The following is a 15,329-nucleotide window of genomic DNA, read 5'->3' as shown; positions in this document are numbered from 1 at the left end:
TGAGCAAATAATAATCTATATGTCAAATTTTTGGCAAAGCAACCCCTTGAATTTTTTTAACTATTTTAAAATTCAAATCAATTATGCCAATTTTTTGTCATATTGTTTTAATTCTTTCTCTACTTTACTCCAATCAATCTCTTCAATTCGCTCCACGTTATCGCATATTTTATTTAAAAATTCCGCTTGTAACTCCCCATGCGCTTGCGCTTCCGCATACGGGGTATTCGTAAACATCACCAAAACATGTTTTGAAACATAATGCTGAGGGTATCGATGCATTAATTCATGTCCCAACTGTTTTTTTAAGTTAAATCGTTTGTCTGTGATGTCGATTTGAATTTCATGAAAATTATCCATAGACATTTGGGCTACAGCATCGGTATTTATTTTTCTTGAACGATAAAATTCGGGCATTACTTTTTGCCAATTATCATGATATTGATCCAGCAGTTTATTCAAAATCCGACAGTCTTCAAAAGCACTATTCATTCCCTGCCCAAAAAAAGGCACCACACCGTGCGCTGCATCTCCTATTAGAAGGCATTGATCTTGGTAATACCATGGGTCACATTTTATAGTACTCATATTACCGGTAGGATGTTGGGTAAATTCTTCAATTAGATGAGGCATTTCGACATATGCATCTGGAAATGACTCTTTAAAAAAATTATTTATTTTGAATTCATTATCCAACTCAGCAAAACTGTTTTTTCCTTCATGGGGTAGAAATAGGGACCCCGTAATGGATTGATCGAGATTAGGATTTCCTAATAATAAAAAGGCCTCTCTTGGCCAGAGGTGTAAATGTTCGTGAATAAGGTGATTTTGGCCAGGCTCTCCAATGGATAACTCTTTATATCCATAAGGTAAGAACGTTCGTGATGCATGTACCAAATGCTTCGCCTGCAAATGCTCACGAACACATGAACCTGCTCCATCGGCGCCAATGAGAAGTTCGTACTTATGTTTTAGAAAGGAACCATTAGGTAATTCAAAAATGGCAATTTTATTCTGAACATCCATGTCAGTGAGCTTCGTATTGAAGTTGAGTTTTACCTTAGCAAATTTCTCTACTTCAGTAAGTAATAATTTATTGAGCTCGTTTCGTAGAATTGCATTAATATACTCATCCTGATCTCGGCCAAACGATTGATATTTAATTTGTCCTTGAGTTTCATGAATCGCACGAGCTCGCATGGGAACCATGAGTTTTTTCACCAGTGGCATGATACCTACCCCTTCCATGCCAGTAATGCCACGACATGATAAAGCCAGGTTAATGGAGCGTCCATCATCTGCATGCAAGCGTCTTAGATCGGGTCGTGCATCAAATAACTCCAGTTTGTAACCTCTTTTTGCCAAATAGAGTGCAAGTAAGGTTCCTGCCAAACCTGAACCAATAATGGTTACTTCTTTCATTCCAGTCTCCTTAGAACGATTGCGGTCTGAAGTAAAATCGGGTTTTAATCCAGTTGGCACAGGACTATCCACTCGTACCGATATTCACTTCAGACGAACAATTACTACGACTGCTTATTTATTAATAATCAATTCACATCATAAAAAATACCTAAAAATCACATCATAATTTTTACCAGCAAGAATCGTACCGATTTGAGAAATTCTAGAGAAAATAGTAGGAAAATTTATGGAGTTATAAAAATTAATAGTGTTGGCGAATGAACTCTTTCAAGTCTTCTGCTTTTTGGGGCATTGCAAAATAATAGCCCTGAGCATAGTCACAACCATGCTGCATAATAAATTCACGTTGTAAGTCTGTTTCAACTCCTTCGGCTAATACCTGTAAATTTAAGCTATGCCCTAAATTAATGATGGCCCTTGTAATGGCGGCGTCATTTTCTCGATTGACTAACTCACTAATAAATGAGCGATCGATTTTTAATTTATCTACAGGAAATTGCTTCAGATAAGCCAAACTTGAATAACCCGTTCCGAAATCATCAATAGCTAATTTTGTCCCCATGTCTTTCAATTCATACATGGTTTCTACCGCATGTTTTACATTATCAACAAGCAGGCTTTCGGTGAGTTCTAATTCCAGGAATTTGGCAGGTAAACCGGTTTCAAGCAGAATATTCTCAATGACTTCAGATAAATGAGCCTGACGAAATTGCCGGCCAGAAATATTGACTGCTACCGTTAGTTGGTCATAACCTTGGTGATGCCAACGTACAAGTTGACTACATGCTTCGCGCAAAACCCACATGCCTATATCAAGAATTAAGCCATTTTCTTCTGCCATCCCTATAAAATCATTAGGAGGAACATCTCCTAAGATATGGCTGTGCCAACGTAATAATGCCTCAAAGCCAATAATTTTATTCGTAGCTAAATCAATGAACGGTTGATACACCAGATGAAATTCATTTCGCTTGAGTGAATCACGCAATGCATTGTCCAGTTGCATTCGATTAATGACGCGCATATTCATCTCTTTATCATAAGTACGATATGTATTGCGGCCATTATCTTTCGCATGATACATCGATAAATCAGCACATTTCATTAAGGATTCATAATCATCACCATCCTTAGGGTAATAGCTGATGCCTATACTCCCAGTGATTTTTAAATTATGTTGATCAATTTGAATCGGTTTGGCTATAGAAGCAAGTATTTCTTCTGCTTTTTGCTGAGCCTGTTGCTCGCTAGTCACATCCTGTAACAAAACCACAAACTCGTCACCACCCAGGCGGCAAACGGTGTCAAAATCGTCAGTAGCAATTACCAAGCGGTTCGATACCGCTTGCAGCATTCTATCGCCAATACTATGGCCTAAAGTATCGTTGGTCATTTTAAAGTGATCCAGATCAAGGAATAAGAAACCCAGCATAGAGCCTTTTTTCTTGGCCAGTAAAATAGCTTGATCTACACGGTCGATTAGTAACACTCGATTAGGTAATTCAGTGAGCGAATCATGAGTTGCTTGTTGAATTAATTGTTGTTCCATTTCTCGACGTTGGGTGACATCGTTAAGAATGCAGACGTAATGCTTGACGTTATCAAATGAATCTCTGACAGGTGCCACACTTACTTCAGCCCAAAAAACTTCACCACTGCGTCGATAACTTTCTAATTCCACAGTTTCTTCACGTAATTCCTTAATCGCCAGAGTAATCCGTTTATGATTCACATGCTCCACTTGACTACCATGCAAAAAGGAAAGACTTTGTCCTAATATTTGTCGTTCGCTATATCCTGTAATGCGCTCAAATGCTTTATTAACATAAATAATTGGCAAATCAGGTTTAGAAATATCAAGAATCGCCACGCCATGGGTACTTGCTTCAATGGCTCGTTCTCGGATACGAAGTTCATCTTCTTCCAGTAGTTTTTGGGTTATATCCCTGAAGCTGTACACTCTTCCAACAATCTCAGAACCTATTCGTTGCGGTTGGGTAAATCGTTCAAAAATTCGTCCGTCTTTAAAATGCAAAACGGGTAGTTCTCCTTGCCACTCCGGATTTTCATAAAGATATTTTACATCTGCAATTACTGCTTCAGGATTGCTTAATTGTTGTAAAATATATTCAAATCCAATACTTTCAGTACCTGATTCCAACATATGGGAGGGAATTCGCCACATTTCTACAAATTTTTGATTCCAATCAACTACTTGGCCTTTTCCGTTTACCATCATAATGCCATCAGCAGTTGATTCAAGTGTGGCGCGTAAAAGGGATAAGGATTTTTCCAGTTCTATATTTTTTTCAAGAATATCATGCGTCTTTATATTAATATTTTCTGAAAGTGGAGCTTTAATCGAACGCTGAAATTCGGGTTGGGTGTGATACCATCGTTCAAGAAGGATAGATAGGTTAGAGGTAGGTGTAATTATTCCTAATTCTTCACATACATTGATAAGCGATGGTTCCCGGCCTTGCTTTTTAACTCGTTCCGCAGCCGCTGCCACCTCTTTATAATCTAGTTCACGTCGCGCCATGTTCCCTCACTCACTCCCCTCAGTACTAGCTAATGAATTAACTTATTATTCGAAGCCAGTTCAATTTAAATTATATACGCTTAATGGATTTTTGCCTAAAAAGAAATCAATTGATATTTATAAGTTAATAAGCAGGGGATAAATAGACATGGTTCTGGAAGGATTCCCGCTTTCGCGGGAATGGGTTTTGACTTATTTTGGGGGAGCAGGTACGGTTACGGGCTGAGCTTGCTTTCCTGCCAATTGCTGTACTTGGGTGTTCACCGTTTGTATTTGGGTTTGCAATTGACTTTGTACGGTCTTGATTTGATTTTGCAGCTGGCTATTTGATGTTTGTATTTGTTGTTGTAAATCATTTTGTACTTTTTGAATTTGTGCTTGGAGTTGCGTGTTAAGTTGTTGTATTTGCTGTTGTTGCTGGGCTTGTAATTGTTTTAACTGATTTTGGATTTGCGTATTAAATTGTGCTATTTGATCATCAGCAAAAGCAGCATTGGCCAAAAAGAGAGTACAAAAAAGTGATTTTGCTAAAATTTTCATTACTATTCCCTTAATTGAAAAAATAAACGGACATAATACTTTAACCTAATAATCAATGAATTGACTAGAAAGCTAATGAATTTATTAGCATAACAGATAATGGGATTGAAATAGTTCTAACGTTTAAAACCGAGGTAACAAAGAAGGATTCCCAAGAGGAGTTCAAATCCGGCGGCACTGTAGGCAATATTTTTATTTTGCGTAAAGAGAAAAGTGGCGTGATCAATATAGTGAGGATAAAAAATTATACTTGCCCCTTTGAGCAATACGACCCAACTAATCAAGGTGATTAAAAGCCGCCAACTCCACTCCCAAATATTATGACTTACAACCATAAGTAACCCAAGAATAAGAGTCCAAAGGCCGAGGACAAGCATTAATGGCGCATTTTTAAGCAAATCTTGAACATAGATTGTAAATTGTTCCAGATTGAGAAACATCGCTAAACTAACGATGATAAGATAAATTCCCAGAACTTTACTTAAAAATTTGGATTTGTCCATTTTTAAGGATTCCTTTTTTCTCTATATCTTAAGTGTAGCTCTTGATTCAAAGAAGTTCTATGAACTCATATAGACCAGGTTTAATTAGTTTCATATCCCAGGTTTTTAATACACTAATATTTCTTGTCGGTGTTGCTCTTCTTCAGCTACATTCATTACATTACGTGGGTTTGGGGGTGGGAATAAGCTTTGGCTTTGTGCGTAGGTACGAGCTGCAAAATATTCCATCGTGATGTTTTGTGCTGTATCTATCAGTAATTTAAATTTTTCGGTCAGAATTTTGATAAATTCAGCAAAGTTATAATGACTTAACTCAGTGAGCATGAGCCGATTATCAAGGGCTTTAGATAGAGGGAGTCTTCCATGAAATGTGGTTGGATTTTGGGTGCCAATGAGGCAAAAACCTGGTTTTTTTGGCGGATTGCCTTCAAGATCATAGCCTGAAAGAAGGGCATTTAGTAATTGTTCATGAATTTGGGTATTAAATTCTTCGATACAAACAACTTGGCCTTTATGAAATGCATCTAAGAGTTTTTTTTGTAGCTCTTTAGGATTAGTGGGTGCTATCGTTAGATATTCAATTCCTTTGGCTTTGAGTAGTGTATGAACTAACCGGCTTTTGCCCAAACCAGGCTCTGCCTCAAGAATAATTCCGTTAATACCCAGCTCCTGATCCCATTCCCCTTTTATTTTCTTTTCTCGAATAAGCAGGAGCATTTCGATACTCAAAGCAATTTTATTACGCGAATCAGTCCAGATAAATTGCGTGTCGGTAGTTTTGGGATGCCATCGTTGCAAGACTTCTTTGAGTTGTTTCTTCTCTTTGTTCCAGTTTTTTCCTTGTTTTATATCATGACGAATGTGATGGCTTAACTTTTTATCCAGACTTAATGTTTTGATTTCACTTAAAATGGCATAACGCATCAAGAAATCATGAGTCATCAACTTGGTTTGCGAATTTTCTTTTAAAATAAAATAGCGCAGACACATCATTTGAGCATTTCGCGGTGTGATATTGAGTCCGGCATCTTGTGCTTTGGCATAGTAGACCTCGATGAGTTTTAATAAGTCGCTGGCATCATCATTTGACTCAAGGAGTGGTGTTAATATTTTTTTTAGTGGTTGTCCTTCAAATGGTAAGTAGTTTGGGAATCGTTTAAATAAATTAGGCTCAAAACGCCCCTCATAATGAGTAGGATTTCCAGCAAAAATGATTTTATGATTTTTTAATGGATAACATGTGCCTTCATACCAAAACTCTTTGTCGCCGCGAGCCAGTGCGTCAAACAGAGCATAATGCTCCTGACTTATATTGGCTTCATCAATAAATAATATAGGTTGGCTCATACCTTCGTGTTCAAGCCAATTTTTTATCCCCGCGAATCCATGATAGATGGTGATGGGTTTATGATGTTCCTTTCCATACTTAGGCAATATTTTTTGGACGAAATAGCTTTTTCCAGTGCCCGTTTTACTGGTTAAAAATGCAAACGGATGATGAGCCAGGTAGTCCAGCACCATTTCAGGGGTTGTTGGATCTGCACACTCCGGAAGAATTCCTGCGCTCCATTTCAGTTTTTTGATTAAACCGTCAATCCATTGCGAATGGAGTGTTGTGTTGGTGGGCAAATCAATGAAATGGCTGTGGCAGGGTGTTAGTTTGAGCTGTTGATAGGTTTTTTTTAATTGTTCTGCCAATTCAGAGTTTAATCGAGAGAAGTCTTCTTCAGGTTTATAGGTGTGAATGGTCTTATGAATGGCTTTAAAAGGGGCAGCATGGTCACTAATCAAAGTGATGTTTGGGGCTGAAACGGCTTCCCCATTGACCCACAGAGTAGGGGGATCAATAAAGAGCGTTTGTAATTGTTGCGCCAAAGTTGTTGAAAATTGTCCTTTGAAAACTAACGGTTTACCTGTTTTGATGGCTTTAAGTAATTGAGTTTCTTCACCCTTAAATAGTTTGTTTTTTAAAGAAACGTGGAAAAACAAACTGTTAAAATTGGTTTTGGGATCAATATTGATCGTGATGGCATCTGTTGGTTTATAATGTTCTTCAGCATCATCTAAATCATTAGAAATAATGAGGCGATTGCTCTGTCCTAACTCTTCGATGGGAATAATTGATTTTTTCAATGGCTCTGGAATAAATACCTTGGGTGTTGTCTTAATAGTTAGAGTGCATTGCGCTTTTTTGGCTTCCCTCAAGAGGCTGTACCACTGAATTTCAGTTAAATTATCAGTCACCAGCAGTTCGAGTGATTGGTCTAAAGCAAAAAAACCAGGAAGGGGTTTAAGCGTATGATTCTTGGTAATTTTATATTGATTGGAAAATAGGGGAAGAGTTGTCTGGTTAACAATTCGTTTTTTCCCCGCTGCGGCTACAGGTCTGATGACGTCAGGATAAGTACTCAAGTCAGGTTGAGCAAATTCCAGATGAAAGCCCTTAGGCAATTCATGCCATTCTCCATTAAAGAAAAAACGGTTTTTTGCCATTAATTCAGTGATCAAGAAGCGAAATTTAGGATCTTCAAATGGTGCATTATGCACAATTAATTTGGGAGTTTTATTCCTGGCGGCTTTCATAAGTGCACCGGGAAGAATATCTAAAGTCCCTTCATCGAATGTATGTCTTCCTAGAAAAATGGATTCCCAATTTAAGGTGGAAGGAAACAGCACATCATCATCACCCACAGGTCGATTCAACTTAATCTCTGGAAAAGCCATGGGAGGTATTTCAGGTGCTTGACTGATGGCATCAAAACGTGAATAAAAATCATCCCCCATTTTAAACGCAGAAAGCTCATCCATTCCCACAACGACATGCACATTAGGTGGGATAGAAAGACCGCCAAGATTAGGTTCGTCCTTGTCAATGATGCTATTTAAACTGACATGGCGGGCTTTAGGATCAGACCAGTTAATAAACCAGGTATATGATTCACTGGGATTTAAAGCAGCATTCTTTAAAAACTGACTTATGGGACTATCTACCTGTTGGTCATTGTTATGTTCCACGCGTAAATTACGGAGAACCAGGGCGTCTAAGTCACGCGAGAAAAAAGTGTTTTTGTAACCTGAGGATGCTTGATGGAGCGCCTCTATTCCCTGATTGTCTTTAAAAATAAGCCATTGTTTTGTACACCAATCCTTGGAGGTAAGTTTTTTTACCAGCTCATCTGCATTTTGGGCTTGAATTGGTACGCTATTCCAAGTTTGAAAGCGGTTATCTGCTTTTAACGGGCTAACTATCTTTTTGGTTTTCTTTTCTTCTGTTTTCTTTTCACTTCTTTTTTCATTCAGTGGCGGCATAGGGAGAGCGATCACGTGAGCCGCACCTCCACCCAAATCCAACGTTAAATTCATATCTTTGTGTTTAACGAGAACGAATTGATGGGTATCGTTATCGACAAGACTGGCTTCGATTTGCAATGCGTGTGCCAAAGCACAAAAGACTTGGGATCGATGCCTGCACACTCCTGCACGTTGTTTGATTAAGGAATTCAAGACGTAAATTGCGTTTCCTTTTATGTCTGCTGCAGCGGCCTCCTCTTCAAAGCGGCAATATTCGGCCAGTGCTTGAATGCGTTGAGTCGGATGCAGTTTTAACAACTTTTGATATTCATTACAGTTAATTAAGGCTCCTGTGTGATCAAAAGATAACCTGGACATCCACTCTAAATGTTCTTTGGGTGCCTTTTTTTTAAGGGTGAAATCAATGTTATTTCCAGGTTCAATGACGTAATTGATCAGACATGATTCAAGTTCTTTTTTAAACTTGATGAAATGATAACCGGTAGTGTTACATCTTTTTAATTCAAAATCTGGGTGTTGTGCTGCATAGTGGAACAATTTATCGTTAGTGCTTAAGGCGGGCAATTGATGCCATTGACCCATTAGAGGCTTCTCAAAAGTAATTTGCCCATAAACGAGTTTTTTGGAGGTTTCTGAGTGATTAAATTGCTCTTCTAACTGTTGGGTAGTGCATTTTAAGGATTCAGGAACTGATTCTAGATTTTCTTCTAAAGGGATGTAGGGTTTAAAATTTTTAGTAAAAGGGAACCAAAAAAATGTATTAAGATGATAAGCCGAAACGTGAGGGTTGGGACCTTCTTTCGTTTTGAAAATCATGCGTGCAGGCAAGGATGGAATCTGGTCAGTCTTGCCTATATTTCCATCAAGAGATAAAGAGCCATCTGTATATTCATATTCCTGTGGTTGTTTTGAGCCGGTTTCTAATAAGTTGATTTCAATGTGTGGGTAACTGTGTTGAAACCATTGTGCCGCAACTAAATCATTCCTGTTTCGTGACCTGGGGAACGATATAGATTTTAAGTTAGGTGCTATTTTAATTAATTGATTTAATTGCGAAAAGCTCAAAGCATTTAAAGAGAAAGTGATGTGGGATAAAGACGAGAGCGAACCAGGTTCCAGAGCATTTAGTAAAGCAAGAAGATCATCAGGATTATCAATTTCAATTTCATTTAAATTCGGTGCAGCCAGGAAAAGATAGAACAATTGTTCTGAAGAAATGTGAGTTCCTGGTGCAATGAGTTTTTTTAAGTTGGGCAATGAGTTTGGGACAAGATTAATCGATTCAAAATCAAGATAGCAGGATGATAATTCAAGATGAGTTAAATTGGGGGCGTCGATTAATAGGCTATAGAGTTGCTCGGAAGCCATTTTTCCTCGGCCAAGGATAACCCTTTTTAAAGATTTGAGTTTGCTATCAGGTTGGATGAGAGGCTCACCATATTCTGTCCAATCAAATGAATAAATAAATAAAGTTTCGAGATTAGGAGCAGAGTTTACAAGAGTGTATATATCATCAAAAATGAAACTGGAGCTGATGGAAAGATCTTTTAAGTGTATAAGTGGGACACTCACCTGCAAAGACTCTTCCCAAGATAGGAGCAGATTGGCAAGTGCCAACTCTTTTAAATTAGAGGTTGCATTAATTAATGCATTTATTTGATGTGTCGATGTCTTTACACTATTTAATGAAAGAGTTTTTAAATTGGCTATTTTTTTAGAGAGTAGGGAGAGAGGTGGTCCCTTTGCAATTGTTCCGTTAACGAGACAAAGAGACATTAAATTTGGTGAATTGTTTAATAGCGATGCGAGCTGTTTAGCGGAAAAATTAATCTGTTGGGCTAATAAAAATCTTAATGAAGTAGTGAGAAGTAGCTCTTCATCTTCTTCATTCTCATTGTCATTCAATGGTTCCAATTCACAATTTTCTATGGCCAGTGAGAGTAGGCCTTCTCGTTTATTGAGAAAAGAAGATAGAGAGACGGAGCTGTTTGTTAATGAAATATGAACTAGTTTTTTGAGTATGTCAGGACGATTTTTTAATAAATAGGCGAAATAAAGTTTGTCCGCCTCGGCGGTGAGTTGAGGAGTTGCCAAAGTGGGTTGTAAGAATGGCGGAATCGGTTTTTCTTGTGGTTCACATTCGAGTGCTTTTTCAAAATGGATGTACTTTTGCCGCCAATCTCTATCCGTATTTATCTGAGTGTCAAATGACCATTCGAGTGCACCGACTAAATCTTTTTGTACCACTTCAGAGTCATTTAGATCGTTAAATAGGTTGGGTAAATACAGCGTTAAGGAATTGATAAAATGGAAAAATATATCAGGAGAACTCAACACTTTGGTGCAGAACGCATCAAACTCAGAGGTATTCAAAAAAGTAACCCGATCCCCGATGAGATTTAATTTTTTTAACTCAGCTGCTTCTTGGGAGGGATCCAGTTCATGATATTGGAGAGGGATGTTATCTACTTCCTCTACATCGTCTATTTTTTTTAAACCTTCCTCAGTAGGAAAATACACAGAAAAACAATCATCTAGTAATTTTTTTATAATCCGTTGTTTCAGGTAACGATTTTCGGTGGTTTCGCTCAACTTGCATTTAAGAATGATGATTTTTTTTTCGAGTTGAGCGGAGTTTATAGCAATGGTATCCCAGCATTCTGGATTATCTGCCAGAGCTTTATCCAGGTTCAGGACCCCGCCATTTGGCTCAACAGAAGATTCAATCGTTGGTAATTGATTTTTTTCATATAATAAGTCGAGATAATCGAGGATTTCCGTTTGGGTTTTCATGCAATTCCTAATCTGAACTTAATGCACAGCTCGTACTTCTAAGTGATGGTTTGGGCAATTATATATCTTTTGGTGGATTTTGTAGACATTAGCGAAATCGCATGGCCAAATATTTATCAATCATTTGGCGCGAAAGACTGATGGGTTTGGGGAGTTGCGGGAGTTTTTTTATAGAGAACCATTGAGCATCTTCAATTTCCGCTGCATCGATTTGAATTTCACCGCTGTCATATTCGGCAATGAAACCTAACATCAAATTACTTTGAAATGGCCAGGGTTGAGAGGAAAAATAATCCAAGTTTTTTATAGTTAATCCCACCTCTTCTTTTACTTCGCGTATCACCGTATGTTCAAGCGTTTCTCCAGGTTCTACAAAACCTGCCAGTAGGCTGTAAATTCCAGGCATAAAATGAGGCGAGCGCGCAAGCAAGAGTTCATCACCTCGCCAGATTAATGCCAACATCGCAGGTGCAATTTGGGGGAAAATTAATGAGTTACATTCGGAACATACTTTAGCTCGTTCTTTTGTACTGTATTGGGTTTGATGACCACAATACCCACAAAACTGAGTACTTTTATCCCAATGTAAGAGTTGCTTCGCTTTGGAAACAAGTAAAAAAAGATCCTCGTCGCCCAGCAATTCATGAGCCTGCCGAATATGTTGAAACGTAGTATCTTTGGATAGTATCTTGGGTTGTTCATGAATCTGTACAGCAAAACAGGGAGTACTTCCATATGTTCCTAAATAAATTTGGCGCTCAATAAGGAGATTAAGTGCGCTCAGGCTAAAAAATTTGGGTATCGAATGGTTCTGTAAAAGAATGTCTTCACCATGAAAGATAAACCAGAATGCGGGTTCAACAAATGAAGTGGGAGGATGAATTTGTGATGTAAATGGTTTTGACATAAATAGAATCCAGAATGTGTACTACATAATAAGTGTACATAATGGTTTTGTGGGTGGTCAAATAGACTCTCGCTGTTTTTTATTCCCACCCTAACCCTCTCCTATAATGGGAGAGGGGATGGTATTGAAGTTATCTCATGAGGACAATTGAATCCCTTCACCCCGTTGGGGAGAAGGTGCCCATCGGGCGGATGAGGGGAGTAGAAATCCCCCTAAAACATCCCATTACTATTCGCTGACTCCGCAGGAATTGGTTGAATAACATCCCAATGTTCATAAATTTTATTGTGTTCCAGGCGGAAAATATCAACGATAGCACGTCCTTTCGTCCCAGGCTCTAATACAGAATGGACATGCACAATCACATAATCTCCTTCAGCGAAAATTCGTTTGATTTCACTATGTGATTGCGGATAGGTACTCTTCAGATAATTAATGTAATTTTTAAAACCGTCAATTCCATCTTGAGCTATGGGATTATGTTGGATGTACCAGGCACCAAGGTAGTTTTGTGCCGCATCAAAGTCCTTTTCATTCAAGGCCTTTTGATAAAATTGGGTTACAATTTGTTTATTCGTTTCCTGAAGTGCTCCTGCAATGCCAGAAACTGAGTGTATTAATAAACCACTGGTTAAGAGTGACAACAGTATTTTATTCATTATTGCTCCTTATTAATCAAACAAATTGATTATAAATGGCTATTTAAATTAAAAAAGCGCATAATTTTGACTAAATATATCTAATATTTTGATGGATTCGAGGGGCACTATGACGAAAGTAACTCTTGAGCAATGGCGGGTATTACATGCTGTAATTGACGAAGGAAGTTTTGCTAAAGCAGCAATGAAACTGCATAAAAGCCAATCAAATATTAGCTATACAATAGCAAAACTTCAGGACATGCTCGGTTTACAATTACTCCAGCTTGACGGACGAAGGGCGGTGTTGACCGAGCAGGGTATTGAAATTCTAAAATTATCACGCCAAATTACCAGAGCGGCAAAAAATGTAGAGAATGCCGCAGTTAATTTAAAATCAATTTTTGAAAAATCGCTCCGACTAGCCATTGATGAGATTTTTCCATCCTCTGTATTGATGATGGTGTTGCAACAATTTGCGCAGCAGAATCAACACACCAAACTGATTATCACTCATGGGTTGTTATCAGGTCCTAGCGATCAATTAATTAATGGTGAGGCTGAATTAGCTATTATTTCAAAAATTCCAGAAGGGTATACAGGCAATAAATTGATGGATGTTCATTTTCTTCCCTATGCTCATAAAGACAGTACTTTGCATCAAAAGCAGCTCACTCTCGAAGATCTTTATGATGAGCGCTACCTCATTGCCCAGGATTCTGGATTAAACAAAAAACGTGATGAAGGCTGGTTAGGCTCTGAATTCCACTGGAAGGTGAGTACTTTGGAAATGAAGATTCAATGTGTGGTCCATGGGATAGGTTTTGCCTGGTTACCGCAGCAAATGATTGAAAATCGAAATCTTCCCATCCTTCCTTTGAATATGGAAGAAAATAATATCAGAACTTATCCCGTTTATTTAGTGCACCACCAACCTCAAGAAATGGGGCCATCAGCAAAACATTTAATTGAGCTTTTTAAAAAATACACGTGCTCCTAGAGCTCTATTTTTAATGAGGCCAAATGAGATAATGACATCAGTGTTAAATTGACATATAACATATAAAGGAATGAATCAAAGTCTCCTAAACACGAGAAAAATATGAACACTGCGAAAAAATACCTAATCAGCGGTTTAATGATTTTGTTTTCTGTTTCAGCAAGTAGTATGACTGAAAATGTTTCCCAAGCTGAATCAGATGCCGCGCGAATTTCAATGTTGGAGAAGGCGTTGGCTCCGCAAAAACTGGAGGAAGTCGCCGCTTTGTTTGCAAAAGCCAACAAAGAACGAAATGGTGCAGTCCAATTCATGTTGTTTTCGGAACAATTAAAAAGCAAATTTAAAGATCGCTGGCCTTATTGGGTTTCTGGTGTTTCCAGTCCCTGGATTACGTCTTATGAAATTAAAAAAGTAGTTCAAAGTAAGAACACTTGGAAATTTAAAATAACGTACCAATGGGCAACCGCGGATGGACCATTTAATCCTCCAATGGTGCAAACAATCCTAGTAACACCTGTTCCTAAAAACATGAGCGCATCGCAAAAATTTTGGATAACTGAATTTAATGAACAATAGTTAAAAAGAACATGTTCGTCATTCGTGCTAATACTATAATTATTTTAAGTACTTGTTTAAGGAATAACAAATGCATAACGGAGAAGAAGTAATAAAAAAAGATTTTCAAAGTATTTTACTTCGAAATGGGTTTTCTACTCAGGAATTTAAAATAACGATAAAGAATGGCTCAAGTTATGATCCCAATCAAATAGTCAGCACCCAAGTGTGGATTACCATTGAAAAAAATTCGATACAGAAGAAATATGGCTTATACCGAACTAATTGGCCATATGATTTTGAAACAGATTTAAATAATGGTTATTTTAACATCTAACCAGATTGCCTGGGTAATCCCCCCAGGCATATAAAAACATCAAATTACCAAGCGTCTTTTCTAGCTATTTCTGCTAAGTCCTATGGATGCAGCGACTGCTAAAGCCAGCCCCACTCCAATTACAGTAGGCGAGAAAAAGTTATATCGGTTGGCTGCTCCATTCTCTGGAGATGTAGTTTTTGCACCATTTACTTGTGGCGTATTAGAATTTTGGTCATTTATGGGTTTTGCTTGTGCTTCTAAAAACTTACGTTCTGCAATTTTGTCTTTTGAATCATAAAAAACTGGCTCGGTTATAAGCACTTTCCCACTCGGTGTTAGTGGTTTTCCTACTATAGATGAGGCTTCAATTTCTGAATACCCACTTTTCATCAACTCATGAATTTCTTTGTCTAATACTTCTTGGGTTGGAGACGCACTGGTAGTAACTTTAAGAAAACTCTCATCAACCTTTCCTTCAGTTTTACCATCATTCCAGTGGACACTTTTTTTCTTTGGTGCTTCAATAGTTGATGATTCTTGCTTCTCTTTCATATAAACCCCATTCAATATACATTGGCTAAAAGTAGGCCAATTTTAACAATCAATAATTAAGGAAATATGAAGAAACTGTATTTTTTTAGTTCTTTGTGTTTCAAATATAATAAATTCGATGTGTTTCTAAATTTTGGACTCAGGTTTAAGTGAGCAACCTAATTGTTTTATTCAACTATAATAATAAATAACATTTTTATATTGGCCAAATTCCATTTAGGTTTAGATGAATACGCATCAAAA

11 protein-coding genes are annotated in these 15,329 nt (G+C 37.8%); 3 read left to right on the top strand and 8 right to left on the bottom strand.

Annotated elements, in window-relative coordinates:
• Positions 1 to 81 precede the first annotated feature (81 nt).
• The 7 genes from ACWTEW_RS15945 to ACWTEW_RS15915 all read right to left on the bottom strand — a co-directional run bounded on the left by ACWTEW_RS15945 (position 82) and on the right by ACWTEW_RS15915 (position 12,681).
• Positions 82 to 1,422 carry an FAD-dependent oxidoreductase gene (locus tag ACWTEW_RS15945; RefSeq protein ID WP_454782648.1) on the bottom strand — a complete coding sequence of 447 codons (1,341 nt, stop codon included), beginning with the start codon at positions 1,420 to 1,422 and terminating at the stop codon, positions 82 to 84.
• A gap of 244 nt (positions 1,423 to 1,666) precedes the next feature.
• A complete protein-coding gene (locus ACWTEW_RS15940; protein ID WP_454782647.1) occupies positions 1,667 to 3,967 on the bottom strand; it encodes a sensor domain-containing protein in 2,301 nt (766 codons plus the stop codon).
• Between the two features lie 192 nt (positions 3,968 to 4,159).
• The gene (locus ACWTEW_RS15935) at positions 4,160 to 4,507 is read right to left on the bottom strand and encodes a hypothetical protein (protein WP_454782646.1); all 348 of its coding nucleotides are present in this window, start codon (positions 4,505 to 4,507) and stop codon (positions 4,160 to 4,162) included.
• A 116-nt stretch (positions 4,508 to 4,623) separates the two neighbouring features.
• On the bottom strand, positions 4,624 to 5,010 hold the full coding sequence (locus ACWTEW_RS15930; RefSeq protein ID WP_454782645.1) for a hypothetical protein: 387 nt from the start codon (positions 5,008 to 5,010) through the stop codon (positions 4,624 to 4,626).
• A 105-nt stretch (positions 5,011 to 5,115) separates the two neighbouring features.
• Positions 5,116 to 11,115, bottom strand: coding sequence for a hypothetical protein (locus tag ACWTEW_RS15925; RefSeq protein WP_454782644.1), 6,000 nt, complete (start codon positions 11,113 to 11,115; stop codon positions 5,116 to 5,118).
• A gap of 88 nt (positions 11,116 to 11,203) precedes the next feature.
• Positions 11,204 to 12,022 carry an NAD(+) diphosphatase gene (gene nudC / locus ACWTEW_RS15920; protein ID WP_454782643.1) on the bottom strand — a complete coding sequence of 273 codons (819 nt, stop codon included), beginning with the start codon at positions 12,020 to 12,022 and terminating at the stop codon, positions 11,204 to 11,206.
• A gap of 212 nt (positions 12,023 to 12,234) precedes the next feature.
• Positions 12,235 to 12,681 carry a nuclear transport factor 2 family protein gene (locus ACWTEW_RS15915; RefSeq protein ID WP_454782642.1) on the bottom strand — a complete coding sequence of 149 codons (447 nt, stop codon included), beginning with the start codon at positions 12,679 to 12,681 and terminating at the stop codon, positions 12,235 to 12,237.
• 109 nt (positions 12,682 to 12,790) lie between these two features.
• Here ACWTEW_RS15915 and ACWTEW_RS15910 point away from each other — a divergent pair, with 109 nt between their 5' ends.
• The 3 genes from ACWTEW_RS15910 to ACWTEW_RS15900 all read left to right on the top strand — a co-directional run bounded on the left by ACWTEW_RS15910 (position 12,791) and on the right by ACWTEW_RS15900 (position 14,552).
• Positions 12,791 to 13,660 carry a LysR family transcriptional regulator gene (locus ACWTEW_RS15910; RefSeq protein WP_454782641.1) on the top strand — a complete coding sequence of 290 codons (870 nt, stop codon included), beginning with the start codon at positions 12,791 to 12,793 and terminating at the stop codon, positions 13,658 to 13,660.
• Between the two features lie 102 nt (positions 13,661 to 13,762).
• The gene (locus tag ACWTEW_RS15905; protein WP_454782640.1) at positions 13,763 to 14,236 is read left to right on the top strand and encodes a hypothetical protein; all 474 of its coding nucleotides are present in this window, start codon (positions 13,763 to 13,765) and stop codon (positions 14,234 to 14,236) included.
• A 70-nt stretch (positions 14,237 to 14,306) separates the two neighbouring features.
• Positions 14,307 to 14,552: a hypothetical protein gene (locus ACWTEW_RS15900; protein WP_454782639.1), complete on the top strand. Its 246-nt coding sequence runs from the start codon at positions 14,307 to 14,309 to the stop codon at positions 14,550 to 14,552.
• 60 nt (positions 14,553 to 14,612) lie between these two features.
• Here the strand turns inward: ACWTEW_RS15900 and ACWTEW_RS15895 are convergent, their stop codons facing one another.
• Positions 14,613 to 15,086: a hypothetical protein gene (locus ACWTEW_RS15895; RefSeq protein WP_454782638.1), complete on the bottom strand. Its 474-nt coding sequence runs from the start codon at positions 15,084 to 15,086 to the stop codon at positions 14,613 to 14,615.
• Positions 15,087 to 15,329: the final 243 nt, after the last annotated feature.

Source organism: Legionella stuttgartensis (assembly GCF_977063405.2).
The sequence above is the reverse complement of the archived record's forward strand: the minus strand, read 5'-3'. Positions and strand labels throughout refer to the sequence as shown.

What these genes read in the sequence shown, in the direction of transcription:
- ACWTEW_RS15910 (WP_454782641.1), top strand. Translation starts at nt 12,791, where the DNA reads ATGACGAAAGTAACTCTTGAGCAATGGCGGGTATTACATGCTGTAATT.
- ACWTEW_RS15905 (WP_454782640.1), top strand. Translation starts at nt 13,763, where the DNA reads ATGAACACTGCGAAAAAATACCTAATCAGCGGTTTAATGATTTTGTTT.
- ACWTEW_RS15925 (WP_454782644.1), bottom strand. Translation starts at nt 11,115, where the DNA reads ATGAAAACCCAAACGGAAATCCTCGATTATCTCGACTTATTATATGAA.
- ACWTEW_RS15930 (WP_454782645.1), bottom strand. Translation starts at nt 5,010, where the DNA reads ATGGACAAATCCAAATTTTTAAGTAAAGTTCTGGGAATTTATCTTATC.
- ACWTEW_RS15940 (WP_454782647.1), bottom strand. Translation starts at nt 3,967, where the DNA reads ATGGCGCGACGTGAACTAGATTATAAAGAGGTGGCAGCGGCTGCGGAA.
- ACWTEW_RS15945 (WP_454782648.1), bottom strand. Translation starts at nt 1,422, where the DNA reads ATGAAAGAAGTAACCATTATTGGTTCAGGTTTGGCAGGAACCTTACTT.
- ACWTEW_RS15935 (WP_454782646.1), bottom strand. Translation starts at nt 4,507, where the DNA reads ATGAAAATTTTAGCAAAATCACTTTTTTGTACTCTCTTTTTGGCCAAT.
- ACWTEW_RS15900 (WP_454782639.1), top strand. Translation starts at nt 14,307, where the DNA reads ATGCATAACGGAGAAGAAGTAATAAAAAAAGATTTTCAAAGTATTTTA.
- ACWTEW_RS15915 (WP_454782642.1), bottom strand. Translation starts at nt 12,681, where the DNA reads ATGAATAAAATACTGTTGTCACTCTTAACCAGTGGTTTATTAATACAC.
- ACWTEW_RS15895 (WP_454782638.1), bottom strand. Translation starts at nt 15,086, where the DNA reads ATGAAAGAGAAGCAAGAATCATCAACTATTGAAGCACCAAAGAAAAAA.
- nudC (WP_454782643.1), bottom strand. Translation starts at nt 12,022, where the DNA reads ATGTCAAAACCATTTACATCACAAATTCATCCTCCCACTTCATTTGTT.